The sequence below is a fragment of the Streptomyces sp. NPDC048258 genome (assembly GCF_043201995.1).
Classification (GTDB): domain Bacteria; phylum Actinomycetota; class Actinomycetes; order Streptomycetales; family Streptomycetaceae; genus Streptomyces.
The window spans coordinates 424,840-451,514 of the sequence record NZ_JBICZH010000004.1; the positions used below are offsets into that span (position 1 = coordinate 424,840).

Genomic DNA, 26,675 nt, shown 5'->3' on the forward strand with positions numbered 1-26,675 from the left:
GAGAGGAACTCCGATGGACGCGCTGTACACCGCTGTCGCCACCGCCAACGGCCGCGAGGGCCGCACCGTCAGCTCCGACGGCCAGCTCGACCTCGCCCTGGCCATGCCCCCGGCGCTCGGCGGCAACGGGCAGGGCACCAACCCCGAGCAGCTCTTCGCGGCCGGTTACGCGGCCTGCTTCGCCAGCGCGCTCGGCCTCGTCGGCCGCCAGGCCAAGGCCGACACCAGCGAGGTCTCGGTGACGGCGGAGGTCTCCATCGGCAAGGACGGCGCCGGGTTCGGCCTGGGCGTGGTCCTGCGCGTCGAGCTCCCCGAGTCCCTGGCGGGCGAGACCGGCACCCTGCTGGTCAAGCAGGCGCACGAGGTCTGCCCGTACTCCCGTGCCACGCGCGGCAACATCGACGTGGACCTCGTGATCGAGTAAAGATGCCGGACGCCGGGCGGGCGGCCACCATGGAGGGAAATCGACTCGACGGGGCCGCACGCCAGGAGGCGTCAGTGGGGCACACCTACGCAACCGACGTACTGGTCGCCGGCGCCGGCCCGGTCGGGCTGACCGCGGCGGTGGAACTCCGCAGACGCGGGGTCTCCTGCCGGATCGTCGACCGGCTGCCCGCCCGCCTCCCGTTCGCCAAGGCGGTGGGCATCCAGCCGCGCACCCTGGAGATCTGGGACCGCATGGGCCTGGTCCGCGCCGCCCTGGACGCGGCCGCCCCGATGCTCGGCCAGCTGGCCTACGTCAACGGCGCCGAGCAGTCGCGCATGGAGTTCGCCCTGCCACCCGAGGTTCCGTACGGTTTCGCCGCGCTGCCGCAGTACGAGACCGAGCGCATCCTCGAAGAGTTCCTGGCCCGCTTCGGGACCGGGATCGAGCGCGGCACCGAGCTGGTCTCGTTCGCCCAGGACGCCGACGGGGTGACCAGCCGGGTGCGCACCCCTTCCGACGCGGAGGAAGAGGTACGGACCCGGTTCCTGGTCGGCTGCGACGGCGCGCACAGCATCGTCCGCAAGGGGCTGGGGCTCAGCTACGCGGGCGGCGCGTTCCCCGAGGAGTTCATGCTCGGCGACGTCGAGCTCGACTGGGACCTGCCGCACGAGTACGGCGTGCGCTCCATGCACCGGGGCGAGGACGGCACGGTCGACGACACGCTGGTGTGCATCCCGCTGCCCGGCCCGGGCCGCTACCGGGTGTCGATGAACGTACCGCCCGAGTTCACCGCCGCGCGGCAGGCCGAGACCGCCTCCGAGGGCGACGGCGTGGCCCACGGCCCGGAGAGCGGCCGGGCCCCCGGGCTCGCCGACATCCAGACCGTCCTGGACCGGCTGTCGCCGCGGCCCACCACCGCCTCCAACATCCGCTGGGCCTCGGTGTTCCGCATCAGCCACCGGATCGTGGACCGCTACGCCGACGGGCGGGTCTTCGTCGCGGGGGACGCGGCGCACATCCACCCGCCGACCGGCGCCCAGGGCATGAACACCGGTATCCAGGACGCCGTGAACCTGGCCTGGAAGCTCGCCCTCGCCGTCGACGGCGGCGCCCACCCCGACCTCCTCGCGAGCTACGACGCCGAACGCCGGCCCGTGGGCGAGGAGGTCGTCGGCCGCACCGTGCGACACGCCGCCGAGGGAGTCCAGGCCGACCCGGAGGACCCGGCGACCCTGATGCTGCGCGAGGCCCAACTGCTCGTCGGCTACCGAGGCAGCCCGATCGTCGACCCGCCCGGAGAGGGCCCCGGACCCCGCCCCGGCGACCGGGCCCCGGACTGCGGCGGCCTCACCGGGCCGATCGCGGCCTACCCGATGCGCCTGTACGACGTCCTGCGCGACCGCGGACACGTGCTCGTGCTGTACGGGAACGGGAACGGAGCCGCGAGCGGGAGCGGGGACGGGGACGGGGACGGCCGGTGGATCGACGAACTCGCGCGGACGGCAGGGGAGTCGTCCGGGGACCGGGTGGAGACCTGCGTGGTACTCGACCCCGATGCCCCGGCGGCCGGCCGGACCGTGTTGCCTGCCTACCGCGACACCGCCGGCGAGTTCGCCCGCCTCTACGCGGTGGACGGGCCGACGGCCTTCGTGATCCGCCCGGACGGCTACCTCGGCGCCCGGCTCTCCCCACCCACGGCGCAGGCGCTGCGCACGCACCTGGCGGGCACCTTCGCCGCCACGGCTCAGGGATCCACCGGCCGGTCATGACCGGCAGTCGGCGCGGGCGGCCTCCCGGCGCCCGCGCTTGCCCAGCGGGGCCGGCGAGACCCCGAGAACGCACCCTTCGTCCCCCGCACCGGGATATCCCGCGCGGCGACGGCCGACGCGCCCCCTCCGGCGCCCGGGGAAGGACCGAAGGCCGGGACCGGCAGCCCGTTTTGGATTGACGGACGATCCTCAATACGATCCGGCGATGATCACAAGAAAACGGCTTGCGGCCGGGGCGTGCGGCCTGCTCGCCGCCCTGGCCGTCGGGCTCTTCCCGGCGAGCGCCACCGCCGCCGACGGACCGACGGCGAAGGAACCCCCGAAGGTCGACCTCGTCCTCGACGTCAGCGGCTCCATGCGGGCGACCGACATCGACGGCCAGTCCCGGATGGTCGCCGCGAAGCAGGCCTTCAACGAGGTCATCGACGCGGTCCCCGACGAAGTACGGCTCGGCATACGGACCCTGGGAGCCACGTACCCGGGTGAGGACAAGGCCCTCGGCTGCAAGGACACCAAGCAGCTGTACCCGGTCGGGCCGCTCAACCGGACGGAGGCGAAGACCGCCGTCGCGACGCTCGCCCCCACCGGCTGGACGCCGATCGGCCCCGCCCTGCTCGCCGCGGCCCAGGACCTGGACGGCGGCGACGCCACCAAGCGGATCGTGCTCATCACCGACGGCGAGGACACCTGCGCCCCGCTCGACCCGTGCGAAGTGGCGCGCGACATCGCCGCCAAGGGCATTCACCTGGTCATCGACACCCTCGGCCTGGTCCCGGACGCCAAGACCCGGGCCCAGCTCACCTGCATCGCCGAGGCCACCGGCGGTACGTACACCTCCGTGCAGCACACCGCCGAACTCTCCGGCAGGGTCAAACAGCTGGTCGACAGGGCCGCCGACCCGGTCGTCAACCCCGTGGCCACCGAAGGCGCCAAGCAGTGCGCGGGCGCCCCGCAGCTGAAGCCCGGCCTCTACAGCGACCGCGAGACCTTCGGCGAACACCGCTGGTACCGGGTCGACGTCCGCCCCGGCCAGGAGCTGCGCGCCTCGGTGAGCATCGCCGCCGACCGCGCCGTCAACAACGACTACGGCGTCTTGCTGCGCGCCACCACCGTGCACGGCCGCGAGATCGTCCGGGGCTCGGAGGCGGGTGACGGACGTACCGACGTCCTGTCGACCGGCCTGCGCTACCCGAAGGCCGAGACCGACGGCGTGGACGAGGACGCCGAGGGCGCGGCGGAGACCGTCTGCATCCAGGTCAGCAACTCCTTCTCCGCCCCCGCCTCCGTCAAGACCACCCCGGGCATGCCCGTCGAGCTGACCATCGAAGTGGTGGACGGACCCGACGAGGCGTCCGACGCCGCCGCCTTCGGCCTCGGCCGCGGCTGGTGGCTGCTGGCCGTCCTGGTGCTCATCGGGCTGGCGGCCGGTGTGGTGTGGGGATGGATCTCACGCTGGCGCATCTCCGTCTGGAGGACCAACTGATGCGTACCGTACGCACACTGACCGCCGCCCTGCTGGCCGCGGCCGCCGCCCTCACGGTGGCGGGAACGGCCGCGGGAACGGCCGCTGCGGACACCGCGTCGGCGAGCCCCAGCCCCGGTACCGGCTCGAAGTCCGGGCAGGGCGAGGCCGCCGCACCGACCGAGGCCGGTACGAGCTTCCGTACCGCCGCGGCGTTCCGTCCCGGCCAGCGGGCCACGGCCGGCGCGTCCACCGGTGACTACCTCTACTGGGTCCTGCCCGTCGACGCGCAGCAGCGGGTGACCGTGAAGGCGTCGGTCACGCTGCCCGAATCCGCGACCCGGCACGGCGCCGCGACGTGGCAGCTCGACGTGTACGACGGGCTGCGCCGCCGGCAGGCGTGCACCTACGGCGTGCAGACCCGTGCCGCGGCCAAGGACGCCGCCTCGGTGGAGCTGTCCTGCACCCTGCGCACGGTCCGTGCCGCGGCCGAGCAGTGGGCCAACGACCCGCTTCCGGGCAGTTACTACGTGCGCCTGACCGTCGTCGACCTGCCGGAGGAAGACCTCGGCCTGCCGGTACGCGCGGCCGTGGAGGCCTCGGTACGGGAGACCGGCGGCGCCCAGGCCGTGGACGGCGCCCTCGCCACGCCGCTGGTTCCGGCCACCGTGACCGGGTCGCTCCGCGAACCCGAGGACGGCTGGTCCGGCGGCTGGTGGTCGGACCGCTGGCTCTGGACGGCCGCCGGCGGGATCCTGGGCGCCCTCGCGGGCATCTTCGGCTACTCCATGACGCGCGGCGCGGGCCGCCCGTCCCGGGTGCCGCCCCAGGCCTGACAGCGCACCGTGGCAGGCGGCCGCGGGCCCGGGGACACCTCCCGGGGCCGCGGCCGTCCGCGTAGGATGATGCGTTTCGCGGGTATGGGGAGGCCTCGCCGGGGCAGGCCTGCAGCATGAGCTTCCAGCATCCCGCGGAGAAGGAGAAGAAGAGCGACGGCGGGATCGGCCGCTTCGAGAAGCTGGCCGAGCTCGCCTCCAATTTCACGAGTTCCGCTCTCTTCTCGATGCTGTGCATGGCCCTCGTGGCGGGTTTCGTCGCCGTCCACGTGGCCCACCTGCCGATCGAATGGCAGCACCTCGCGGGCGATGCGATGGGAGCCGTCTCCCTCCTCCTGCTGGCCCTGCTCAAGAACTCCGAGCGCCGCGCCGAGCACGCCATCCAGCGCAAGCTGGACGCCATCGCCGCCGCCCTCCTGGACCAGCAGGAGGGCGAGCCGCGCCAGGCCCACAAGGACCTGGAGGACGCGATCCGGATGGAGGAGCGCCAGTAGCGGCGCCCCGCCGTGAGACCCCGACTACGTCTGCAGGGCGAGCGCCACGAGCAGTGCGGCCGCGCCCATTGCGAGCCAGGCCAGGTAGTCGCCGACCAGCCCCGAGTGCAGACGACGCAGCTGCATCACCCCCCGGGCCGCCGACCGGAGCAGCCAACCCGGGGCAGCCCGGCCGTACAGCGCGCACCACGCCAGCAGGCAGGCCGGCAACGTCGAGACCGCCCCGAGCCCGATGCCCTCCGCCGTCCAGCCCGCGTGCGGCGGCCGCGCGGCTCCGGCGCCCGCGGCCGGGATTCCGGCCACGGCAGCGGCGTAACCGGAGCGGTCGGTGAACAGGGCCCCGCCGTGCGCCAGGCTCTCCGCGACGGCCGGCACACCGCCGACCAGCAGGCACAGGCCGAGCAGCACGGCCGGCACCGCCACCATGGGCCAGGGCAGCCGCCCCTGGCCCGGGCGGACCTCTGGTTCCTCGCCCTCACCGGTGGTCTCGGCCTCGCCCGGGCGCTCGCGCGGCTGCCGACCCGCCCCCCGGAAGACCCGCGCCGCCGCCCGCAACACGGTCGCCCCGGTCACCGCGGAGGTCAGGACGAACACCGCGGCGAGCGCGGCCCCGGCCTCCTCCTCGGCCAGCGGACACCCGCCAGCCGGTGCACCGCGCCGCCCCGGGCCGAGGCCCACAGGCACGCGGGAAAGGCGGCCGCGAGGAGGACGAGGGCCGCCGCCGACCAGGCGTTCACCGGCCGTCGCCCGAACGGCGGCCCACCGCACGCTCGATGGCGCCGCCGCCGTCGAGGGCGTGCACGACGACCTCCGCCGTCCCCTCGGGGACGTCGAGGACGCAGGTGCCGGCGGACCAGCCCAGGGCCATGGCCGCCCAGCCCGCGTCCGCCCCCTCGCGCAGCCGGATCCGGCGGACGCGGCCGCCGCCCGGGCCGCGGCGCGGCAGGACCCGTACGAGGACCCGTACCAGCGTGGCGCAGCCCCGCGCGGCCGTGTACGGCAGCAGCCCGAGCGCCCGCGGCGCACCGGCCGTTCCCCGTACCCGCACCCCGGCCGCGCGTCTCATCCGCACCGCCACCAGGGCCGCGCCCGCCGCACCGGCGCCGGCCACGGCCAGTTCGACCGGGCTGGATGAACCGACCGCTACGAGGGTCACCCCCGCCAGGACCGCCCACCAGCAGGCCACTTCGACCACCGTGCCGCGCACCTGCCTCCCCTTCGCCGGACCGCAGAGACAGACTCTCCGCGTCCACCGGGTGGTCGCCGCCGGTCGCGGCGGCCTGACGCGAGGGATGTCATCCGTACGGGTGGCGGTGTCCTAGCCGAGTCGGGTGAGCCGGGTGACGAACGAGGGCTCGGCCAGGTCGCCCTGGACGGCCACCGGCACGCTCTTCGCCCCGTCCCCGTCGCCGGCCGTCAGTACGCCGATCTCCGCCCCGGCCTTCGCCGTGTGCGGTACCGGCGCCGCCCCGGTTCCCAGGGTGAGCTTGAGCCGCTGGCCCGGTACGCCGACCACGTTCAGGTCCTTCGTGGCCACCAGCGGGGTACGGCCGCCGAGCCCGTCGTCCACGTACCCGACCTGCTGGCCCTTGCGGACGACCGGGGCCGACGCGAGTGCCTCCCGTACAGCTTCGATGATCTTCTTGCTGTTCGCCTTCACCAGGATCAGGCTGTTCCCGCCGTCCGGGTCCGGCCCCTCCACGTGCTGGTCCATCAGCGTGCCCAGGATCAGCGGGGTCTCGTCGCCGACCGACTTGTACGCCGCCCACATCAGGGCTCCGCCGGCGGGCGTGCTGGAGCCGGTCTTGATGCCCCGGATGCTCAGACCCTGGGCCGTGAGCAGGGTGTCGTTGTTGTTGATGATCGGCTGGGGCAGCCCCTTGATCGTGGCGCTCGGCAGGGCGACGATCGCGCGGAAAGCCTCGTCCTTCATGACCGCCTCGGCGAGCTTCAGCTGGTCGGCGGCGGTGCTGACGGTCCCCGCGTCCAGGCCGCTGGGATCGGTGTACGTGGTGTCCCGCATGCCGAGTTCCTTGGCGGCGGCGTTCATTTTCTCGACGAAGGCCGTCTCGGAGCCGGTGCCGGTGTCCCAGCGCGCCAGCAGGCGGGCGACGTTGTTGCCCGAGGGGATCATGAGCATCTTGAGCATGTCCTGCTGGCTGAACTTCGTACCGGCGGTGAGTCCTTCGATGCGCGACTCGTGCTCGGAGGTGCCGTCCGCCACGGCCTTCGCGTCGACCTCGATGGAGGGGCCGGGGTCGGCCTTGCGCAGCGGGTGGTTCTTGAGGATGACGTAGGCCGTCATCACCTTGGCGACGCTGGCGGTCGGGACGGGCTTCTGCTCACCGAAGGTGCCGATGTCGCCGGAGCCGGGGACGCGGACGGCCCCTTGTCCCTTGGCGGGCCAGGGGATGGAGAACTGCCCGTCGAGGGTGCGGTCCGGCTCGGCGGCGACGACCGTGGGGGCGGGCAGGGGGCGCAGCAGCTGGGCACCGGTGAACGCGCCTGCGAGGAGCAGCAGGATCGGGGTCCACACCTTGACGCGGCGCAGCGCGGTCCGGCGAGGGGTCTCCGGCGGGGGAGCGGTGTTGGTGAGCTCGGCCAGCAGTTCCAGCGGGGGCAGCGGGGCCGCGGTCTTGGCCCCGGCCCCGGCCGGGGGCGCCGTGGGCGTCGGGGCCGGAGCGGGGGCGGGCGCGGGGGTGTCCAGGGGCTTGAGCGCGACGAACTGACTGGTCTTCTCGGAGTCGCTCTCGGCCCCCCGCGCCCAGGAGGGCACCCGCGGGGGCGGGCCCGCCGGCGCGGCGGACGCCTCGGCGTCGTCCCGGTCCGCGGGCCCCGTTTCGGCCGCGGTCCCGGCACCCCCGGCGGTCGGAGCGTCGGGCTCGGCGCCGGTCTCCTCGGCGTTGTCCGTTACGTCGGGCCCGGGTTCGGCTTCGGGCTCGTTCTCGGTGGTCTCCGGGCCGTCGGCCTCGGACCCGTCCGCGGCCCCGGCCGCCTTGGGCGTTTCCTCGGCCGTGCCGTCCAAGTCGTCGGGCACAACGGCGTTTTCCCGGTCCCCGCCTTCGGCCGCCGGTGCGGTGTCCTCCGCTTCGTCCGGACCGGCGGCCGAGTCCTCGACAGAATCGGACTCGGCCGCTGCTTCGGCCTCCGCGGCTGCGGTGGTGGCTTCTCCGGCGTTGTCCGTTGTGTCGGGCCCGGGTTGGGCTTCGGGGTCGTTCTCGGTGGTCTCCGGGCCGTCGGCCTCGGACCCATCCGCGGCCCCGGCCGCCTTGGGCGTTTCCTCGGCCGTGGCGTCCAAGTCGTCGGGCACGACGGTGTCTTCCGGGTCCCCGCCTTCGGCCGCCGGTGCGGTGTCCTCCGCTTCGTCCGGACCGGCGGTCGAGTCCTCGACGGACCCGGAGTCGGCCGCTGCTTCGGCCTCCGCCTCGGAGTCGGCCTCCGCGGAATCCTCCACGACCGTGTCGGGTTCCGCTTCCGGGACCGTCTTCTGCTCGGGCCCCGACTGCTCCGAGGAACCGCCCGCCACCGTTACCGCCTTCATCCCAGCCCCGCCTTGCCGCTCATACTCGGACGGCCGCCCCCCCCCCCCCCCCCGGGGGGGGGCGGCCCGCCGGTCTTGCCGATACGTCGGGCAAGGCCCTCCACGGAGCCCCGCCGATCACCTAGAGGTCCGCTCCGCCCCACCCGTTCCCCCCACGCGGATCCTGTGACCATTCGGTCATATTCCCGGCCTATGAGGTGTACGCCTCCAGTTCGGACAGCTGCGCGCGGGCCGGCCAACGTCGGTGGTGAGCACGGACGGTGAGTACGGACGGTGAGTACGACTACTCATGACCGCTGCGCGCCGCCCGTCGACCATGGACGACAACACCACCGCGCCACCCGAACGGGGACGTCCATGCTCAGCCGAATCGCCGCCGCCGTCGTACCCGCCTGCGGGACCCTGACGGTCACTGCCGACCCCGGGGCGCGGCCCGCCCGCGGCAGCATCCTCGTCGCCAACCACACCTCGCTCGCCGATCCCGCCGTGGTGGTCGCCGCACTGCGCCGGTACGGGATCGAGCCGGTCATCCTGGCCACCAGCGGGCTGTGGCGGGTGCCGCTGCTCGGGTCCGCCCTGCGGCGCGAAGGGCACATCGCCGTCCACCGCGGCACCCACCGCGCCGCAGACTCCCTCGACGCCGCGGCCGTCGCCCTCGCCTCGGGCCGCAGCGTGCTGCTCTACGGAGAGGGCCGGCTGCCGGGCCGCCGCGACGCGGGGGAGTCCGCCCCGGGCCCCTTCCGCAGCGGCCTGGCCCGGCTCGCCGCCGCGACCGGCGCCCCCGTCGTCCCCGTGGGCCAGGCAGGCGCCCGCCGCCTGTGCTCCGGCAGCCGCGCCAAGCAGCTCGCCGGAGCCCTCACCTCCCCGCTGCGCAGGCCCCGCCTCCACGTGCACATCGGGTCTCCGCTCCACCTCACCGACCGGGTCCCGGAGTCGACGGAACGGGCCCGCGAGGCCGTCACCACCGCCTGGCGCACCGCGGCGCTCTCCCTCGGCGAGCTCGCCGCGCCGGGTCAGTCGCGCCGCGGGGGCGGCGCTCTCCAGCGCGGAGTGACGTCTTCTAGCGCGTCGTGTGCGCCAGGACCACGTGGGCCGCGGCCGCCGCGTCGGCGTCCGTGTCGATGAAGGACACCACCAGCGGGCTGCTGCCCGTCGGCCCGCCCGCTGTCGCGCGCAGCCGGTAGCGCTCCACGCGCACGCCCTCGCGGGCGAGCGGCCCGCCACCGGTGAACATCGACTCCGGCATGTGGTCGTTGGCGATGCGCAGCGCCGCCGCGCGCCAGGTGCCCGACGCCTGGTCGAAGCGCTCCAGCAGGAAGCCCGGTCCGCTGCCCGGCCGGTCGCCCGGTTCGCCGACGAGGATCTCCATCTGGAAGGCGACCAGCAGGTGCCGGTACGCGGCGGAGTTCCCGTTCCGCAGGGTGACGGTGAACTCCTGCGCCTCGCCGCGGCGTACGAGGGCGAGCCCGCCGCCCCGGGTGTCGACCGCGGCCTTCAGCCGGGTCGGCGCGGCGGGCGGCGCGGCCCGGGTCGTGGCCGCGGCCGGCGGCGCGGAGGAAGCGGCGGCGGGCGTCGCGGTCGGCGAGGCGGAGGCGGGCGGCGGGGCGGCGGCCTCGGTGTACGCGCCCGACGGGGCCGCGGAACCGGGAGCGGAAGCCGACAGGGACGCGGCCGCCGGGGTCCTGCCGGCCTTGTCCCCGCATCCCGTCAGGCCCGCCAGCAGCACGGCGGCCGCGGTCGCGGCGGTCAGGACCGGGCGGGGTCCGGCGGATACGGGCATGAGATCGGTTCCCCTACAGGTCGGCTGAGGCAGGAACCTAACAAGCGCGCACCGCGCCCACGAGGCCGGGCGGGCATCGAAGCGGCGACGGTTCGGTCACGGGCGCGGGCGCAGGGGCGGGAGCGGGAGCGAAGTGGGTCGGGGCGGCCGCGAAGCGTCAGGTCAGGGGCTTCACGAAGTTGAACGCGGTCACTGCCATCCGCTCACGGAAGTAGAAGCGGTGGGCGTCGGTCCGGTGGGTTCCGGAATCCAGGTTGAGCTCGGTGCAGCCGGCGGTCCGGGCGTGCTCCTCGAGGTGCGCGAGGAGCGCGCGGCCCACGCCGGTGGAGCGGGCGGTGGAGGCGGTGACCAGGTCGTCGACGTAGAGCTTGCGGATCTGGGAGGTGTTCGCCACGATCCGCCAGCCGGCCGCGCCCACGCACACGCCGTCGGCGTCGTAGGCGGCGGTGAAGCGCAGCCCCTGGCCCTGCCCCTCGGCGAGGATCGAGAGGAAGAGGTCCTCGGTGAGGTGGGGGCGCAGTTCGAGCAGCACGGGGAGCAGGTCCGCGGTCAGCCGCGAGTCGCCGGGCTCAAGGTCGATGATCTTCATGGGGCCAGCGTAATCGGCCCCGGCGAGCGGCCCGTCTAGTGGGCGGGGCGTCCGCCAATCGGCTTGGACTTGGCCGTGACCGGCCGGGTGCCGGGACAGCGCGCCGACTCCTCTCTAGGTTCTTGGGTGACCCCAGCCCCCTCGAAAAAGGTGGATTCATGCTTTCTGTGCGCTCGGTGCTCTCCGTCCTCGCCGCCGGTGCGATCGTCCTCGGCGGCGCGTCCGCGGCCGCCGCCGACGTGAACGTCTACGCCCCGGCCGAGAACTCGTACACGATCGTCTTCGGCGACTGGTTCCAGATCGCCGGCGACGACGTGTTCAACGCGGGCCACGACAACGCGGTCGGCTCCAACAACTGACGACGCGGCGAGGCGGCTCCGCTCCCCGGGGCGGAGCCGCCTCGCGCCGTGGCGACCGGCATGTCGCAAGGGGAGGGCAGGGGAGGGACCGTGACGAGCGCCAGGAGTGGCACCCCATGAAGTACATGCTGATGGTTCTGGGCAAGCAGGCCGACTACGACGCCATGAGCGGCAAGGCGAGCGGCGACAGCCCCGGCTGGTCCGCGGCGCAGCTCAAGGCGATGTTCGACCACATGGGAGCGCTGAACGACGAGCTGACCGCGGCGGGCGAGCTGGTCGACGCGCAGGGACTCGCGGAACCCCGCCGGGCCCGCCTCGTTACCGCCGATGCCGACGGCGCCCCCGTGGTGTCCGACGTGCCGTACGGGGAGACGAGCGCGGTCATCGCCGGCTACTGGGTCGTCGACGTCCCCGATTTCGACCGGGCCGCCGAGATCGCCGCCCGCGCCTACGCCTGCCCGGTCCCCGAGGGCACGCCGGCCTACCCGGTCGTCGTCCACCCCGTGGACAGCGGCCCGGAAACCGAGGCGTGACGGCCCGCCCCCTCCGCCATCCGGAAGCTCGCGTCCGCATGCCGGACACCCGTCACGGTTGTCGGACCTCCCGCTTACTCTTGATCACGTGAGTCCGACCCCTGACAACCCCGCCCCCGAGCGTCCCCTCGCCGAGATCAACTCCGACATCCGCGGCCTCTTCGCCCGCGCCGACGGCCGCCTGTCCGACGCCGAGCGCGTGCGGCACGCGATGCTGCTGGCCGAGTGGGCCGCCGCCATACGCGCTTCGGTCGTACCCGCCGCGTAGCCGCCCCCCGCCGACCGTCCACCGCGCCCCGGCCGATCACGCCCCCGCCGATCGTGGCGTGGCGTGTCGCGCCGTATCGGACCGATGAATTCCCGGCCCGGCGGCAGTCTTCCTTGCGGGCACCCGCGCCGGCCCCTCCCTCCCGGCGCCCCGCACGTACGAGACGAGTGGACGATGAGCGATCTGCGCAGCCTCCTGGAGGCCCACGTCGGTGACGGCCGACTGCCCGGCGCGGTGGGTCTGGTGGCCCGCGGTGAGGACATCGAGGTGGCGGCCGTCGGCTCCCTCGACGCCTCCGGCGGCGCGCCCATGGCACGCGACTCCCTCTTCCGGATCGCCTCGCTCACCAAGCCGGTGACCGCCGCGGCCACGATGACGATGATCGAGGACGGCCTGCTCGCCCTCGATGCGCCGGTGACCCGCTGGCTTCCGGAACTCGCGGCGCCGATGGTCGTCCGTACGCCGTCCTCACCCGTCGACGACGTGGTCCCCGCCGAGCGCCCGATCACCGTCGAGGACCTCCTCACCTTCCGGTCCGGCCACGGCTTCCCCTCGGACTTCTCGCTGCCCGCCGTCCGCCTGCTCTTCAGCGAGCTGGGGCAGGGACCGCCGCATCCCCAGCGGATCGCGGCGCCGGACGAGTGGATGGCGGCCCTCGCCCGGATCCCGCTCCTCCACCAGCCGGGCCGGGTGTGGCTCTACAACACCGGCTCCGACATCCTCGGAGTCCTCATCGCCCGCGCGGCCGGACAGTCCCTCCCCGACCTCCTGGCTGAGCGCGTCTTCGAGCCGCTCGGCATGCGGGACACGGCATTCGCCGTACCGCACGACCAGCTCCACCGGTTCACCGGCTACTACCGCGCCGCGCAGGAGGGCGGCCCGCTGGAGCTCGTCGACGCCGCCGACGGCCAGTGGAGCACGCCGCCCGCCTTCCCCTCCGGAACGGGCGGTCTGGTCTCCACCGCCGACGACTGGCTGGCCTTCGGCCGGATGCTGCTCGCGGAAGGCGCGTACGAGGGCGGGCGCCTGCTCTGGCCGGAATCCGTACGGCAGATGACCACCGACCACCTCACGGCGGAGCAGCGCGAGGGAGGCGCCCTCTTCCTGGAGGGCCAGGGCTGGGGATTCGGCGGCTCGGTCGACGTGGCGCTCCTCGACCCGTGGAACGTGCCCGGCCGCTACGGCTGGATCGGCGGCACCGGCACCGCCGCCCACGTGGTCCCCGCCACCGGCGCCGTCACCATCCTCCTCACCCAGCGCGAACTGGGCGGCCCGGCCTCGCCACCGCTGATGCAGGAGTTCTGGACCTACGCCGCGAAGGGCTAGTGGCCCGTGCCGGCCGCGCGGTCCCGCAGGCGGCGCTTGTCCGGTTTCCCCCGGGCGGTCAGCGGGATCGCCTCCTCCCAGAACACCGCGGTCGGCCGGTGCGCCGGGGACAGCTCCCGCTCGACGAGGCCGCAGGCCTCGTCCGCCACCTCGGCGCCGGGCGCGCACCCCGGCGCCGCCACCAGGAAGGCGCACACCTCCTCGCCCGTCAGATCGCTGTGCCGGCCGACCACCACCGCCTCGGCCACGGCCGGATGGCGGGCGAGCACGGCTTCCACGGGCACGCAGTACACGTTGTCCCCGTCGACCATCACCACGTCCTTGACGCGGTCGTCGAGGTACAGGTAGCCGTCCTCGCCGAGGTGCCCGAGGTCCCCCGTCCGCAGCCAACCGTCCCGCAGGACCGACTCCGTCAGACCGGGCCGGCCCCAGTACCCCGCCATCATTGCCGCAGACCGGATCCACACCTCCCCCGTGCGCCCGGTGTCCACCGAGGTCCCGTCCCCGTCGCGCACCTCGATTTCCACGCCCGCCACGGGCCGCCCCACGGAGGCCAGCAGATCAGGCCGGTCCGCCACCGCCGCATCGTGGTCCGCGGGCGTGAGACGGCAGATCACCGCCGCCTCGTTCATGCCGTAGCCCTGCTGCCACCGCCCGCCCCAGCGGGTCACCGCCTCGCGCAGCCGGGCGGGAAGGACGGGCGAGTCGCCGTACGAGACCACCTCCAGCCCCGGCACACCCGCGGCGGTCGCGGGGTCGTCCAGCAGCCGGTACACCATCGAGGTCGTCAGGTACGTCGACACCCGCCGCAGGCGCCGGCAGGCGGCGGCGAACTCCCGCGGTCCGAACGGGTCGAGGACCTCCACCCTGCCTCCGGCCCGCAGCTGTTCCAGGGAGCGCCCGCCGGAGCGCTGCGCCAGTGAGGTGACCGACAGGTAGACCGGCTCCGCCCACCCGGCCGGGCGTACGGTGTTGCGCGCGGCCATCGCGCCGAACGTGGAGGCCACCCCCTTGGGCAGACCCGTCGTCCCGCCGGTGTAGGTCACCCGGGCCACGTCGTCCTCCCGCGCCCGAACGGCCACCGCGACAGCCGCACGACCCGCCGCCCGCCGCAGCACCTCGTCCAGGTCCAGCCGGGGCGCGCCCGTGTCGGGCACCGGGACGTCGTGCAGCACCAGGTCCGGCCGGCAGTCCCGCAGGATGAACTCCAGCCCGTACAGGGCCGGTCCGGCGAGGACCTGGGTCAGCCGCGCCCCCAGTACGTGCGCGGCGAGCCGCACCAGCAGCATCTCGGGCCGGTTCCGTCCCGCCACACAGGCGAGCCCCGATCCGTGCCCGACACCCGCTTCCGCGAGCGCTCCGGCGAGCCGCCAGGTGTCCTCCAGCACGTCCGCGTACGTCCTCACGGCGGGCCCCACACCGATGGCGGGCCGGTCCGCGTACCGCTCCAACGCCCCCGCCAGTTCCGTGACATACCGTGCCGCCACCATGCGCGACCCGCCTCTCTCCGCGTCCCGCCGACGCACCGTACAGGCCTGGCGCCCCCTGCCGGGACCCCCGATCCCTCGGCATCATGAACGGCATGACGACCGAATCCCGTGCTCGTTCCTTCAGCGCCGCGGCCGCGCGCTACGCCGACCACCGCCCCTCGTACCCGCCCGCGCTCCTCACGAACCTGGCGGAACTGGCCGGTTTCCCGCCGGCCGGGGCGCGGGTCGTCGACGTCGGGGCGGGCACGGGCATCGCCACCGCCCTGCTCGAGGCGGGCGGGGCCCGCGTGATCGCGGTGGAGCCGGGCGAGGGCATGGCCGCGGAGTTCCGGCGCCGCAATCCGCGGACGCCGCTCGTACGCGGCGACGGCAACCAACTGCCGCTCGCCACAGGCACGGTGGACCTGCTGACCTACGCGCAGTCCTGGCACTGGACCGACCCCGCCCGCTCGGTCCCCGAGGCGCTGCGCGTGCTGCGCCCCGGCGGGGCGCTGGCGGTCTGGTCGAACGATCCGGACGTCTCCGTCGGATGGATCTCCGAGCAGCAGGACCGCATCGAGAGGCGGTTCGGCCCGGGCTGGTACATCAACGAGCGGGCCCGCTCGCAGGGCGGACTGCGCTTCACCACCCGCCGTCTGCCGTGGTCGCGCCGCGTCCCGGTCGACACACATCTGGCGAAGCTGTCCACGCACTCCCTGTTCCTCATCGGCGAGCCCGGCGCGGACGCCTTCCTCGCCGACGAACGGGCCCTGCTCATGCGCCGGTTCCGGGACGGGATGGTCGAGGAGCACTACGTGGTCGATCTGAGCCTGGCCGTCCGCGACGGTGCGCGACCGTGAACGGTGGGCAGGGGGCTGTTCGGGTGAACGAGCGGAACCTGTGGTGGGTCCGGCCGTTGATCAAGGCGCTCACCACCATGCACTCGTGCACACATGAAGGACCACTGATGATCAAGAAGATCATGGCCACCGTCGCCGCCACCGCTTCCATCGTCGGCGCGGGTGCCGCCGTGGCCGCCCCGGCCATGGCCATCGGCAACGACAACGGGATCAACACCGTCAACGGCAACGGTTCCCAGCAGATCTACGGCAACCAGAAGACCCACGGTGACCTGAGCCCGCAGCTCGGCCTGGTCCAGGGCACGCTGAACAAGCCCTGCATCGGCCTGCCCGCGAAGCTCAACCTCCAGTCCATCGCCGCCGCCCTCAACATCGGTGTCCAGGACATCAACGTCCTGTCGAACCCGCAGAACCAGCAGTGCACCGAGAACTCCACCCAGGCCAAGGGCGACGAGCCGCTCTCGCACATCCTGGACAACATCCCGGTCCTGTCGGGCAACCTCTCGGCCGGCAGCTGACGCAGTCCCCTTTGCGAGCCGGGGCCTCCGACGCCTGCGCGAGTGCCCACGGGGCCCCGGCTTGTTCCCCCCGGATCCGCGGATCCGCCCTTCCCCAGGCGTGCGGCGGCCGAACGGCCGCCGACATCGGCACCGGTCCTCACGTCAGAGAGCCTCCCGTCCCACCGGACGGGAGGCTCTTCGACGTTCCGGCCCGGTCCCGAACCGTCAGAAGGGCCTGGTCGGGAGGTACTTGCCGTCCAGGGTGATGACGGCGCGCTCGCCGCCCTCGGGGTCGGCGACCTTCCGCACGTCCAGCTTGAAGTTGATCGCACTGATGATGCCGTCCCCGAACTGCTCGTGGACCAGGGCCTTCAGGGTGGTCCCGTACACCTGGAGCATTTCGTGGAAGCGGTAGATCGTCGGGTCGGACGGGATGCCGCCGGGGATCGAGCCGCGGGTCGGGATCGTCCGCAGGAGCGCGACCGCGTCCTCGTCCAGGCCCAGCAGCTCGGCGACCGGCCTCGCCGCCGACTCGGGCAGGGGGTGCTGGCCCAGCAGTGCGGCGGTCACGAAGGCGACCGACAGGCCGGCGGCGTCGGCGAGCTGCTGCCAGGTGAGGTCCTCGCGGGTCTTGGCCTCGACCACGGCGACGGCGAGGGTCTGGCGGGCGGTGGGGTCGAACTGGGCGTGCGGCATGAGGGGATGTCCTTTCGGGACCGGGGGAACGGGGAGGGGGGGAAGGGACCGGATCCGGTGGGGCGGATCAGAGCGCGACGGCGGCCGTGGGGTCGGAGACCTCGACGACACCGCCGGTGGGGATGTCGTAGACCCAGCCCCGCAGGGTGAGCCGCCCCTCGGCCGTGGCGCGGGCGACGGAGGGATGCGTGGCCAGGTTCGCCAGCTGGGCGCGTACGTTCTCGCGGACCAGCGCGGCCACCCGGTCGGGCCCGGCGCCCGCCGTACGGGCCACCGAGGCGTCCGCGTGCCTCAGCCAGCCGGCGACCGACGCGGCGCCGCTCAGATCCGTGCCCTCGGCCAGGGCGGTCATCGCCCCGCAGGCGGAGTGCCCGCACACGACGACGCCGGTGACGCCGAGGACGGCGACGGCGTACTCGATGCTGGCCGTCACCCCGTCCGGGCCGGGTGCGTAGGCGGGCACCAGGTTTCCGGCGGTGCGGATGACGAACAGCTCGCCCGGCTCGCTCTGGGTGATCAGTTCCGGCACCACGCGGGCGTCCGAGCAGCCGATGAACAGGGTCGTCGGCCGGTGGGCCTCGGCCAGGTCGGCGAAGAGCCGTGCCTTGGCCGGGAACACCTCTTGCTGGAAGCGTGCGACGCCGGCCGACAGGCCGTCCGAAGGATCGTGCATGGTCACTCCCTCTGGTGGGATGCGCCCCCGGGGGGGGGCTTGACGTGTTCCACCATGCATGAGCTGCATCTATTGTGTCCAAGACGCAATAACCATGATCGCTATTGGTGCCATCTATAGTTGTTGTCATGGCCCTGGAACTGCGTCACCTGCGCTATCTGATCGCCGTCGCCGAACACGGCAGCTTCACCCGCGCCGCCGAGGAGCTGCGGATCTCCCAGCCCACCCTGTCCCAGCAGGTGCGGCAACTCGAACGCGGCATGGGAGCCCAGCTGTTGGACCGCACCGGCCGCGCCGTGCGGCTCACCGACGCGGGGGCCACGTACGTCCACTACGCGCGCGGCGCCCTACGGGACCTGGCGGCAGCCGAACGGGCCGTGACGGACCTGGCCGACCTCTCCCGCGGCCACCTGCGCCTCGCGCTGACCCCCACCTTCACCGCGTACCTCGTCGGCCCGCTCATCGCGGGACTCCACGCCGCCCACCCCGGCATCACCGTCGACGTCCGCGAGATGCCCCAGGACCGCATCGAAGCCGGCCTGCTCGCCGACGACCACGACCTCGGCCTCGCCTTCGCCGGCCCGCACCCGCCCGGCATCGCCGCGGCCCCGCTGTTCACCGAGACCCTCGGCCTGGTCACGGCCGCCGACGCAGCGGGGGACCGCCCGCCCACCGGCGGAGCCCTCCCCGTACGCGACCTGGCGGAGCGCCGACTTGCCCTGCTCAGCGGGGACTTCGCCACCCGCGGACACGTCGACGCGTACCTCGCCGCCCACGGGGTGCGGCCGCACGTAGCGGTGGAGGCGAACTCCGTCCAGGCCCTCACCGAGATCGTCCGGCGCACCCCGCTGGTCACCGTCCTGCCGGACGCGGTCACCGACGACCACCCGCACCTGCGACCCGTCCCCCTGGCCCCGGCCATCCCGCCCCGCACGGTCGTCCTGCTGCGCCGGGAGAGCGCCTACGAGAGCGCGGCGGCGCGCGCCTTCACCGCACTCCTCCGGCGGCTGGTCGGAGCCCGGGGCTACCGCCCGGCGTAGCGTCGGCCCGTGGGCCGGGCCAGGCGCTCGACGCGGGTCAGGAACTCCTTCGGGTGGAAGGGCTTCGCGAGGCAGTCGTCCACCCCGGCCTCCAGCGCGCGGGCCGTGCACTCCGGGTCGGCGGGCGACAGGGCGAGGACCGGCACCCGCCCGTGATCGGGGGACCGGCGGATCTCCTCGAACAGCGCCACTCGTCCAGGCCGGGCCGGTGCGCTCGCAGACCACCAGGGGTGCCCTTTTTCCATCCGATGCCGGCCGGTCACAGAGCCGACCTCGTGACATTTGCCCGCCGTGGCCCTCACAGAGCGTACGGGTTCTTGCATGCCCGGAGTGACGGTGTCTAGCGTCGGGCCATGACCACCGAGCCGCAGCGCTTCGAAATCCTGTTGGTGCCCGAGCACGTCAAGAACCGGACCGGCGCGCCCCAGGCGGACCACCCCTTGAGATCGGCCGTGGTCGAGGCGACCGGCACCAAGGGCGCTTCCGGCTACCCCCGCTACATCGGGGAGGGAATGGAGGCCGACATCGATCCGGTCACGCGTACGGTCGAGGCCGTGCTCGTCGACGGTTCGGAGCTGGACCCCGGCATGACGGCGCTCATCGCCCCCGAGCCCCGCAAGGGAACACCCCGGCGGAAGTAGACGCCGCCGGCGGTGGAGCCCGCCGGCGCGGATGCGGCGACGCCCGGGCTGTCGGACCCTGGAGCCATGTCACAGCAGCAGCCCGGTCCGCGCTGGCGGACGCCCCCGCCGCCGAAGCACAGCACAGGAAAGATCCTGGCCTTCTCGTGCCTGGGAGTGATCCTCCTGCTCGTGCTGCTCGCCCTCGTCATCCTGCTCGTCGGAGCGGGCTGACCGTGCGGGGTCCGGTCCCTACCGCCCCGGCGGGCGCGAGCGCCTCCCCGCAGGACCGGCTCCGCCCGTCGGCGGGGAGCATGATGCGACGTGCGTCCGGCCCGGACCCCGCGGTGCGGGGTCCGGGCCGGACTTCAGGCGGTCAGGCGGGCGTCAGCTCACCTGGACGGTGACGTCGTCCACGACGAAGGAGGTCTGCAGTGACTGGTCCTCCACGCCGTTGAACTTCAGGGTGACGCTCTGGCCGGCGAACCGCGAGAGGTCGTACGACTTCTGGACGTAGCCGGAGTTCGCGTCCAGGTTGGAGAGGGTCTCCAGGGTCTGGCCGCCCACCGAGACGGTGAACCGGTCGTAGACGACGCTCTCGTTCTCGTCCGTGTCGATGTGCAGGAAGAAGGCGAGCCGGTACGAGGAGCAGCCCGACGGAATGGTCAGCGACTGCGAGGCGCTGTCCGTGTGGCTGGACCCGTACCCGTTCAGCCACGCCATGTAGCTGCCGCCGTGCGGGACCTGGCCGGACTGGTTGGTGATGACGCCCGCCGTGGCGGTCCACGGGGCGGCGCCGTTCTCGAAGCCGCCGTTGGCCACGAGCTGGCGCGGGGTGCAGCCGCCGCTCCCCGTGACGGTCAGCGTGTAGGTGGTGGAGTGGCTGACGGTTCCGGAGCCGGTGACCGTCAGGGTGTAGGTGCCGGGGACGGTGCTCGCGCCGACCTGGACGGACAGGGTCGAGGAGCTGCCCGACTGGACGGACGTCGGGCTGAGGGTGGCGGTCACGCCGGCCGGCGCGCCGGAGACGGACAGGGCCACCGTCTGCGCGGCGCCGCTCACGGTCTGGGTGTTCACCGTGGCGGAGGTGGAGCCGCCGGGAGCCGCGGTGCCTGCCGACGGGCTGGTGCTGAGGGAGAAGTCCTGTGCGGGCGTCTCACCGCCGACGGCCTGCTTCCAGACGGCGTACGCGACACCGTCGGCGCTGCGGTCCAGCACCGTGGCGTTGATGTTGTTCGTGGTGTCGCAGGCGCTGTGGTAGCAGGAGTCGTAGGCGGCGTTCGCGGTGCCGCCCCACTTGGTGGCCTGCGCCGAGGTCTTGCGGGCGCTGGCCCCCGCCGCGTAGCCGGAGGTGGGGATGCCGGCCTGCTGGAAGGAGTAGTCGTCGCTGCGGCCCTGGCCCTCGGTGTTCTCCTCGGGCGCCAGGTTCAGCGAGGTCCAGTACGCCTTGAGCGGGGCGGCGGTGGTGGAGTTGACGTTGTTGATGAAGTAGCCGCCGTTGGGGGAGCCGACCATGTCGAAGTTGTAGTAGCCCTTGATGGCCGCGCGCTGGGCGCTGCTCAGCTGGTTGACGTAGAACTCGGAGCCGTTGAGGCCCTGTTCCTCATCGGTCCACCAGGCGAAGCGGACGTGCTTCGTCATGGTGGGGTTCTTCTGGGCGAGGACGAGCGCGTTCTCCAGCAGCGTCGCGGAGCCCGAGCCGTTGTCGTTGATGCCGGGGCCGGCCGAGACGCCGTCGAGGTGGGCGCCGAACATGACGACCTGGTCGGCGGGGCCGCCCGGCCAGTCGGCGATCAGGTTGTTCGACGGGTAGGTGCAGGAGGAGCAGTTCTGCTCGGTGACCGTGTAGCCGGCGGCCTGCAGCTTGCCCTTCACATAGGCCAGCGACTGGGTGTAGCCGGCGCTGCCCGCCCGGCGGTGGCCGCCGTTCTGGGAGGCGATGGTGTTGAACTGGGTGAGGTGCGCCTGGATGTTGGCGACACTGATGTCCGGCGGGTCGTTGGGGGGCAGGGTCCCGCCGACGTTGAGCGCGTAGTCGACGGTGTGGGAGAGGGTGGTCCCCTGCCCCTTGACGACGACGGTGGACGCGCCGGGCGCCGCGTTGGCGGTGGCGGTCAGGGTCAGCACCGAGGACTGGCCGGACTGCACGGTGGCCGGGTTGAAGGAGGCGCTCACGCCGGCCGGCAGGCCGGAGGCGGTCAGCGTCACCGACTGCGCGGTGCCGGTCGTGACGGTGGTGCCGACGGTGGTGGTGACCGTACCGCCCTGCTGGACGGTGCCCGACGACGGGTTCAGCGCCATCGAGAAGTCGTTGTTCTGGCCGCTCGGGGTACAGGTCGGGTCGGCGGACTGGGCGGGCACCGTGATGGCGTCCCAGGCGGCCTTGGTCTTGTTGAAGAGCTCGCAGGTGGTGTCGAGGGACTTCGCGGAACTCAGCGTCGCCGTCCGGTACTTCTTGTAGGACATGCTGCTGGTCTTGAGCAGCATCCCCCCGTAGAAGATCTTGCCGGCGTTCTGGACGCCCGCACCGGTCAGCGTGGACTGGTTGCAGGTGGGGCTGCTGGGCTTGCCGCCGCCCGGGTTGGTGCCCTCGGCGAGCAGGTAGAACCAGTGGTTCAGCGGGCCCGCGGCCTTGTGCACCTCGGTGCCGGGTATCGCCGAGCTGTAGCAGGCCGGGTCGTTGTTGACGGCCGGCGGGTTGTACATGTTGCGGATCGGGCCCCGGCCCTGGAGGTTGATGACCTCGCCGACCGTGTAGTCCGGGGTGTCGTACGGGGACGGCTCGTTGATGTACGCCTCGGTCAGCGCGCCGAAGATGTCACCGGTGGCCTCCCCGAGCCCGGCCTCCTGGCCGCTGGTCCCGCCGGGGGTGTTGCTGTCGATGGCGTGCCCGTATTCGTGGGCCACCACGTCCACGCCGGCGATCCACTCGTTGGCGCTGTTGTGCCCGATGGTGACCGAGCTGCCGTCCCAGTAGGCGTTGAGGTCGTTCAGCCCGACCTTGCCCGGGAAGCTGCGCCCGTTGCCGCTGACGCCGTTGCGGCCCAGCCACTGGCCGAGCATGTCCCACTGCTTCTGCGCGGCGAACATGAGGTCCACGCAGCCGGTCTCTTTGCTGGTCGGGTTGCCGGTGCCCCAGGAGTCGGACGACTTCGTGAAGACCGTGCCGGTGCTGTAGTCCGCACAGCTCAGGCCGGTCCGGTTCGGGTCGCGCAGCGTGTACGTGGAACCCGAGTTGGTGGTGTCGATGGTGATCGGGCCGGGACCGTTCCACTTGCTGTTGCCGGAGCCGGCGACCACGTCGTCGTAGCTGTCGACGAACGCGCCGCTGCGGGCGTCCACGAACACGTGCAGCTTGCTGGGCGCGGTCCTGGTCCGGCCGGTCAGGACGGTCTCCCAGGCCAGCAGCGGCTTGTCGTCCTTCAGCCGGACGACGAGCCGGCTGCTCTCGACCTTGTCGACCGAGGCCAGTTTCGCCCGCGACGTGGCCTCGGCGTCCTTCGCGGTGACCGAGGGCCGGGTCGCCACGTCGATCCGTACGGAGGAGGCCGACTGGAGGGCGCGTACCTTGCCCGCGCCGTCCGCGAGCACGACCGCGTCGCCGCCGACGACGGGCAGGCCGCGGTAGCTGCGCTCGTACGCGACGGAGTAGAGGTCCTTCACCCAGGGGGTGACCAGGCGTCGTTCGTACCGCTCCTGCGAGGAGTTGACCAGGGAGTCGAGACCGCTGTCGACGGCCTGGTCCGCGGCGGCGACCGCGCGTGCGGCCGGTGTGTCCTGCCGGGACGGTGTGGGCTGCGCCTGCTGCGCTGCCGATGCCGTCCCGGCCAGGGTTCCGGCGAGGCTCGCGGTCAGCGCCATCGCTGCCACGGCCGCCGTCCATCTGGTGGGCTGCAACGTCCACTCCGATCGTGGGGGGTGGGTGGGGGGTGTGCGTGCACGTTCGCGGCCGAGTATGAGCGTGTACATGACGGGATTGGGACATCCCGGCGGGGATAAGGCCCGCGTTATGGTGCGGTGGCGGCGCGCTGCGTACGCTGCCCGGATGCAGCTGGAGCTGAGGCATCTGCAAGCCGTCTGCCGGATCGCCGAGGCGGGCAGTCTGGGGGGAGCGGCGCGGCGCCTCGGGGTGTCCCAGCCCGCGCTCTCGGCCCAGTTGCGCCGCATCGAGCGGGTCACGGGCGGGGAGCTGTTCGTGAGGGGCCGGAGCGGGGTGGAGCCCACGGCGCTGGGCCAGTTCGTGCTGGCCAGGGCGCGCCGGGTGCTCAGCGAGATGGACGCGCTGGGCGCGGAGGCACGGGCCATCGACACCGGCACCCCGCTGCGGCTGGGCTGCATCCTGCTCGTGCTGATCGACGGACTGCTGGCGCAGACCGACCTGTTCATGTCCGGCCGGGAGATCGCGGTCGACCTGGAGGACTCGGTGACCGTGCTGGCCCGGATGCTCGGCGCCGGCCGCTACGACGCCATCGTGTACGGCGAGGTCAACGATCACGAGGTGCCGCTCCCCGAGGGGGCCGTGGCCAGGACGCTGATCGCGAAGGAGCCGTTCTGCATCAGGCTGTCGGCGAAGCACCCTCTCGCGGGCGCGGACCGCATCGAGCTGGCCGACCTCGCCGGCGAGTCGTGGATGACGCTGGTGGTGGACGACGACGGCGGCCCCGAGGCCCTCGTCGCCGCCTGTGCGAAGGCCGGGTTCAGCCCGTCACTGCGCTACCGGATCACCGACCGCAAGATGCACTACGACCTGATCGCCGCAGGCCGCGCGATCTCGCTGAGCCAGCCCACGGCCCCGGCGGCGGAGGGCACGGTGATGCGCCCGCTCGTCGGGGCCCCGGTCTCCGGCCGGATCCGCCTGGCCTGGAACCGCTCGGCGGTCTCCGCCGGTCAGGCGGAGCTGCTCTACCGCGCCGCGGCCCGGGCGTATCTGGCCGATGTCGGCAACAACGCCTTCCACAAGGAGTGGTGGGACGCCCATCCGGAGGTGCATCCGGCCCTCGACTGACGCCGTCGGCCCGGCGGTGGGCCGACGGCAACAAGCAGGCCGGGGCGCCTGATCAGGTGCTCCCACTCCATGACCGCCGCTTGTCCGCGCACACGTACCTTTCGCGCCAGTGGCCCGTCTGTGACGCGGGCCGGGCTCGGGAGCGGGATCTCGAAGTGGACCGTCCCGTACCCGCCGTGCATGGACGACGGCCGCCTCCTGGAGGGTGACGCGGCACGGCCGTGACGGTCAGCGGCGGCTGTTGAGGAACCCGATGGCGACGGCGCCCCACCAGGCGGCCTGCGAGACGGTCGCGGTCGCGGCGCCCCGCATCAGGAGCGCGCGGGTGGCGGGCCGGCCGTCGAGGGCGGCCAGTCGCCGGTGCAGGACGCCCGCCTGCACGCCGTTCAGGGCCAGGAGCAGGACGAGGCCGAGTTTGACGCAGGTGAGGGGCGAGGAGAGGTCGGGGTGGAGGAAGGCCCCGCTGGCGATGAGTCCGGCCAGGCCGGCCCAGACCGGCAGGTGCAGGGGGGCCGCGTACTCCACCACATCGCGCAGTGACTTGCGGCCGCTGAGCCAGAGAACCCCGTAGTAGTCGATCACGAGGACCGCGCCGAACCCGATGACGAGGGAGGCGAGGTGGACGAAGAGGGCCACGGTGTGGAGTGCGGCGTCGGCCCGGAGGTGGAGGGCCACCCAGATGCTGGCTCCCCATCCGGCGGACACGGCGAGCGAGGCCATGGCGGGTGCGCACCACCGCGGGACCCGGAGGAGGTCGGACGGCTGTCCGGGTCTTCGTCGGATCGCGGCGGCATCTGCGGTGGACATGGTGCTCCGATGGCGGGGGACGTGAGGGCGGGCCCACACCTTCGACGGCGCGAGCGAGGTAAGGCTGCCCTAAGCGTCGGGTTTTCGTCAATGTGATGCGAGGCGGCGTCCATCCCTCGAAATGAATGGATTGATCGTATCGATCGATTCCTGCTGGATTCTCTTCTGATCCGATTGTTATGTGCGTTCACCCTTGACGGCGATCGGTTTCGGACAAACGATGGTGCCCGTTCACCCCACTCCTTCCGTACGACGTCCCGTAGGAGCCGTGCCATGTCGCGCACTTCACGTTCGTTCCGGACAGCCGCCGTCACCGCCTGCCTAGCCGCCCTGGGGCTGATGGCCACCGCCTGCGGTGGCGGCGAGGGTTCGGGCAAGGCCGCGGCGGGCGGTACCGCCGCCCAGCCGGTGGAGATCACCTACTGGTCATGGATGTCGGGCACCAAGCAGACGGCCGAGGCATTCAACGCGAGCCACGACACCGTCAAGGTCAAGTTCGCCGAGGTGCCCGCGGGTCTGGCCGGCGGCTACGACAAGCTCGCCGCCGCCGTGAAGGCGGGCAACGGCCCGGACGTCATGAACATCGAGTACCAGGCCGTCCCCGACCTCGTCACCCAGGGCCTGCTCGCCGACTCCTCCAAGCTGCTCGGCCCCACCGTCGAGAAGCAGCCCGAGCAGGTCCAGGCCCTCGTCACCCTCGACGGCAAGCAGTGGGCGGCGCCCTTCGACGTGGCACCGCAGATGCTCTACTACCGCAAGGACCTCTTCGAGCAGCACAAGATCGCCGTCCCCAAGACCTGGGCGGAGTTCAGAACGGCCGCCGAGGAGATCAAGAAGGCCGACCCCGAGGCCCGCATCACGTCCTTCTGGGGCGACGAGTCGGCGACCTGGGCGGGTCTCGCCCAGCAGGCGGGCGCCAAGTGGTACGGCACCCAGGGCGACGCCTGGAAGGTGAACATCAATGACGAGGCCACCAGGAAGGTCGCCGCGTACTGGGGCGACCTGGTCAAGAACGACCTGGTCTTCCATCACAAGGCGTGGAGCCCCGAGTCGACCAAGGCGGCCTCCGAGAACAAGGTGTACACCCGCCTCGGCGCCTCCTGGAGCGCGGGCAGCCTGAAGACCGAGCAGGCGAAGCAGGAGGGCAAGTGGGCCTCAGTCGCCCTCCCCGGCTGGGGTGACGGCAAGGTCGGCATGGTGGGCGGCTCCTCGTTCGCCCTCATCAAGGGCAGCAAGAAGGCCGAGGCCGCCGCCGAGTTCGTCAAGTGGGCCACCACGTCACCGGAGGCCGTCAAGGCCCGCCTGAGCCTGGGCACCTCCAGCGCCATGCCGGCCGACGAGGGGCTCCGCGAGACCGCGAAGGCCTCCTTCGACACCAGGTTCTTCGGCGGCCAGGACATCTACGCCACCGCCGCCGCCCAGGTCCCGAACATCGCCACCGGCTGGGTCTGGAGCCCGGTCCACAACGCGACCTCGGTCGAGCTCGTCGCCGCCCTGGCCAAGACCCAGGACGGCAACTTCGCCGCCGCCTTCGACACGGCGCAGGCCACGGCCGAGAAGCTGATCAACGACCGCGGTCTGAAGCTCGCCAAGTAACTCGCCAAATAACGCGGGCCGAGTA

The 26,675-nt window shown here is 73.0% G+C and carries 28 protein-coding genes; 17 read left to right on the forward strand and 11 right to left on the reverse strand.

What is annotated here, in order from left to right; genetic code table 11:
- Positions 1 to 13 precede the first annotated feature (13 nt).
- The 5 genes from ACGFYQ_RS12575 to ACGFYQ_RS12595 all read left to right on the forward strand — a co-directional run bounded on the left by ACGFYQ_RS12575 (position 14) and on the right by ACGFYQ_RS12595 (position 4,988).
- The gene (locus tag ACGFYQ_RS12575; RefSeq protein ID WP_328929362.1) at positions 14 to 424 is read left to right on the forward strand and encodes an organic hydroperoxide resistance protein; all 411 of its coding nucleotides are present in this window, start codon (positions 14 to 16) and stop codon (positions 422 to 424) included.
- A 74-nt stretch (positions 425 to 498) separates the two neighbouring features.
- Entirely contained in the window at positions 499 to 2,196 is a 1,698-nt protein-coding gene (locus ACGFYQ_RS12580) for an FAD-dependent monooxygenase (protein ID WP_393742858.1), read from the forward strand.
- Between the two features lie 205 nt (positions 2,197 to 2,401).
- The gene (locus tag ACGFYQ_RS12585) at positions 2,402 to 3,679 is read left to right on the forward strand and encodes a VWA domain-containing protein (RefSeq protein ID WP_393742860.1); all 1,278 of its coding nucleotides are present in this window, start codon (positions 2,402 to 2,404) and stop codon (positions 3,677 to 3,679) included.
- Positions 3,679 to 4,494, forward strand: a complete 816-nt coding sequence (locus ACGFYQ_RS12590; RefSeq protein WP_393742862.1) for a hypothetical protein — start codon at positions 3,679 to 3,681, stop codon at positions 4,492 to 4,494. Before ACGFYQ_RS12585 ends, ACGFYQ_RS12590 begins: the two co-directional genes overlap by 1 nt.
- A 116-nt stretch (positions 4,495 to 4,610) precedes the next feature.
- Complete coding sequence (locus ACGFYQ_RS12595; protein ID WP_393742864.1) at positions 4,611 to 4,988, forward strand: hypothetical protein; 378 nt, start codon at positions 4,611 to 4,613, stop codon at positions 4,986 to 4,988.
- A gap of 24 nt (positions 4,989 to 5,012) precedes the next feature.
- Here ACGFYQ_RS12595 and ACGFYQ_RS12600 read toward each other — a convergent pair whose 3' ends face one another.
- The 3 genes from ACGFYQ_RS12600 to ACGFYQ_RS12610 form a co-directional block, all read right to left on the reverse strand.
- On the reverse strand, positions 5,013 to 5,672 hold the full coding sequence (locus tag ACGFYQ_RS12600; protein WP_393742866.1) for a hypothetical protein: 660 nt from the start codon (positions 5,670 to 5,672) through the stop codon (positions 5,013 to 5,015).
- A gap of 49 nt (positions 5,673 to 5,721) precedes the next feature.
- Complete coding sequence (locus ACGFYQ_RS12605; protein ID WP_393742867.1) at positions 5,722 to 6,195, reverse strand: hypothetical protein; 474 nt, start codon at positions 6,193 to 6,195, stop codon at positions 5,722 to 5,724.
- Between the two features lie 111 nt (positions 6,196 to 6,306).
- Positions 6,307 to 8,529: a serine hydrolase gene (locus ACGFYQ_RS12610; protein ID WP_393742869.1), complete on the reverse strand. Its 2,223-nt coding sequence runs from the start codon at positions 8,527 to 8,529 to the stop codon at positions 6,307 to 6,309.
- A gap of 357 nt (positions 8,530 to 8,886) precedes the next feature.
- Here ACGFYQ_RS12610 and ACGFYQ_RS12615 point away from each other — a divergent pair, with 357 nt between their 5' ends.
- A complete protein-coding gene (locus ACGFYQ_RS12615) occupies positions 8,887 to 9,654 on the forward strand; it encodes a lysophospholipid acyltransferase family protein (RefSeq protein ID WP_393742871.1) in 768 nt (255 codons plus the stop codon).
- On the opposite strand, the gene ACGFYQ_RS12620 is transcribed toward ACGFYQ_RS12615, so the two are convergent.
- Positions 9,590 to 10,309, reverse strand: coding sequence for a hypothetical protein (locus tag ACGFYQ_RS12620; RefSeq protein WP_393742873.1), 720 nt, complete (start codon positions 10,307 to 10,309; stop codon positions 9,590 to 9,592). The genes ACGFYQ_RS12615 and ACGFYQ_RS12620 overlap by 65 nt on opposite strands.
- A gap of 157 nt (positions 10,310 to 10,466) precedes the next feature.
- Positions 10,467 to 10,898 carry a GNAT family N-acetyltransferase gene (locus ACGFYQ_RS12625; RefSeq protein ID WP_393742875.1) on the reverse strand — a complete coding sequence of 144 codons (432 nt, stop codon included), beginning with the start codon at positions 10,896 to 10,898 and terminating at the stop codon, positions 10,467 to 10,469.
- A gap of 158 nt (positions 10,899 to 11,056) precedes the next feature.
- On the opposite strand from ACGFYQ_RS12625, the gene ACGFYQ_RS12630 reads away from it, so the two are divergent.
- From ACGFYQ_RS12630 to ACGFYQ_RS12645, 4 genes are all read left to right on the forward strand, one after another.
- Entirely contained in the window at positions 11,057 to 11,257 is a 201-nt protein-coding gene (locus ACGFYQ_RS12630) for a hypothetical protein (RefSeq protein ID WP_393742877.1), read from the forward strand.
- Between the two features lie 116 nt (positions 11,258 to 11,373).
- Positions 11,374 to 11,790 carry a YciI family protein gene (locus ACGFYQ_RS12635; RefSeq protein WP_393742879.1) on the forward strand — a complete coding sequence of 139 codons (417 nt, stop codon included), beginning with the start codon at positions 11,374 to 11,376 and terminating at the stop codon, positions 11,788 to 11,790.
- 88 nt (positions 11,791 to 11,878) lie between these two features.
- Positions 11,879 to 12,058 carry a hypothetical protein gene (locus ACGFYQ_RS12640; RefSeq protein WP_393742880.1) on the forward strand — a complete coding sequence of 60 codons (180 nt, stop codon included), beginning with the start codon at positions 11,879 to 11,881 and terminating at the stop codon, positions 12,056 to 12,058.
- A gap of 174 nt (positions 12,059 to 12,232) precedes the next feature.
- Positions 12,233 to 13,384: a serine hydrolase domain-containing protein gene (locus ACGFYQ_RS12645; RefSeq protein WP_393742882.1), complete on the forward strand. Its 1,152-nt coding sequence runs from the start codon at positions 12,233 to 12,235 to the stop codon at positions 13,382 to 13,384.
- On the opposite strand, the gene ACGFYQ_RS12650 is transcribed toward ACGFYQ_RS12645, so the two are convergent.
- Positions 13,381 to 14,874, reverse strand: coding sequence for a class I adenylate-forming enzyme family protein (locus ACGFYQ_RS12650; RefSeq protein WP_393742883.1), 1,494 nt, complete (start codon positions 14,872 to 14,874; stop codon positions 13,381 to 13,383). The genes ACGFYQ_RS12645 and ACGFYQ_RS12650 overlap by 4 nt on opposite strands.
- A gap of 92 nt (positions 14,875 to 14,966) precedes the next feature.
- Between ACGFYQ_RS12650 and ACGFYQ_RS12655 the strand changes: the two genes are divergently transcribed.
- Positions 14,967 to 15,713, forward strand: a complete 747-nt coding sequence (locus ACGFYQ_RS12655) for a class I SAM-dependent methyltransferase (RefSeq protein ID WP_393742884.1) — start codon at positions 14,967 to 14,969, stop codon at positions 15,711 to 15,713.
- Positions 15,714 to 15,820: 107 nt separating this feature from the next.
- The gene (locus ACGFYQ_RS12660; RefSeq protein WP_393743285.1) at positions 15,821 to 16,231 is read left to right on the forward strand and encodes a rodlin; all 411 of its coding nucleotides are present in this window, start codon (positions 15,821 to 15,823) and stop codon (positions 16,229 to 16,231) included.
- 207 nt (positions 16,232 to 16,438) lie between these two features.
- Here the strand turns inward: ACGFYQ_RS12660 and cynS are convergent, their stop codons facing one another.
- Complete coding sequence (cynS, locus tag ACGFYQ_RS12665; protein WP_393742886.1) at positions 16,439 to 16,909, reverse strand: cyanase; 471 nt, start codon at positions 16,907 to 16,909, stop codon at positions 16,439 to 16,441.
- 67 nt (positions 16,910 to 16,976) lie between these two features.
- Positions 16,977 to 17,582, reverse strand: coding sequence for a carbonic anhydrase (locus tag ACGFYQ_RS12670; RefSeq protein WP_393742888.1), 606 nt, complete (start codon positions 17,580 to 17,582; stop codon positions 16,977 to 16,979).
- A gap of 128 nt (positions 17,583 to 17,710) precedes the next feature.
- On the opposite strand from ACGFYQ_RS12670, the gene cynR reads away from it, so the two are divergent.
- Positions 17,711 to 18,622 carry a transcriptional regulator CynR gene (gene cynR / locus ACGFYQ_RS12675; protein WP_393742890.1) on the forward strand — a complete coding sequence of 304 codons (912 nt, stop codon included), beginning with the start codon at positions 17,711 to 17,713 and terminating at the stop codon, positions 18,620 to 18,622.
- Here the strand turns inward: cynR and ACGFYQ_RS12680 are convergent.
- Complete coding sequence (locus ACGFYQ_RS12680) at positions 18,607 to 18,813, reverse strand: PleD family two-component system response regulator (protein ID WP_393742893.1); 207 nt, start codon at positions 18,811 to 18,813, stop codon at positions 18,607 to 18,609. The genes cynR and ACGFYQ_RS12680 overlap by 16 nt on opposite strands.
- A 162-nt stretch (positions 18,814 to 18,975) precedes the next feature.
- Here ACGFYQ_RS12680 and ACGFYQ_RS12685 point away from each other — a divergent pair, with 162 nt between their 5' ends.
- Positions 18,976 to 19,263 carry a hypothetical protein gene (locus ACGFYQ_RS12685; protein ID WP_393742895.1) on the forward strand — a complete coding sequence of 96 codons (288 nt, stop codon included), beginning with the start codon at positions 18,976 to 18,978 and terminating at the stop codon, positions 19,261 to 19,263.
- Between the two features lie 66 nt (positions 19,264 to 19,329).
- The gene (locus ACGFYQ_RS12690; protein ID WP_393742897.1) at positions 19,330 to 19,476 is read left to right on the forward strand and encodes a hypothetical protein; all 147 of its coding nucleotides are present in this window, start codon (positions 19,330 to 19,332) and stop codon (positions 19,474 to 19,476) included.
- Between the two features lie 153 nt (positions 19,477 to 19,629).
- Here ACGFYQ_RS12690 and ACGFYQ_RS12695 read toward each other — a convergent pair whose 3' ends face one another.
- Positions 19,630 to 23,112, reverse strand: a complete 3,483-nt coding sequence (locus tag ACGFYQ_RS12695; protein ID WP_393743287.1) for a M28 family peptidase — start codon at positions 23,110 to 23,112, stop codon at positions 19,630 to 19,632.
- Positions 23,113 to 23,287: 175 nt separating this feature from the next.
- Between ACGFYQ_RS12695 and ACGFYQ_RS12700 the strand changes: the two genes are divergently transcribed.
- A complete protein-coding gene (locus tag ACGFYQ_RS12700; protein WP_393742899.1) occupies positions 23,288 to 24,247 on the forward strand; it encodes a LysR family transcriptional regulator in 960 nt (319 codons plus the stop codon).
- A 228-nt stretch (positions 24,248 to 24,475) separates the two neighbouring features.
- Here ACGFYQ_RS12700 and ACGFYQ_RS12705 read toward each other — a convergent pair whose 3' ends face one another.
- A complete protein-coding gene (locus tag ACGFYQ_RS12705) occupies positions 24,476 to 25,054 on the reverse strand; it encodes a hypothetical protein (RefSeq protein ID WP_393742901.1) in 579 nt (192 codons plus the stop codon).
- Positions 25,055 to 25,327: 273 nt separating this feature from the next.
- On the opposite strand from ACGFYQ_RS12705, the gene ACGFYQ_RS12710 reads away from it, so the two are divergent.
- Entirely contained in the window at positions 25,328 to 26,650 is a 1,323-nt protein-coding gene (locus tag ACGFYQ_RS12710; RefSeq protein WP_393742903.1) for an ABC transporter substrate-binding protein, read from the forward strand.
- The last annotated feature ends 25 nt before the right edge of the window (positions 26,651 to 26,675 follow it).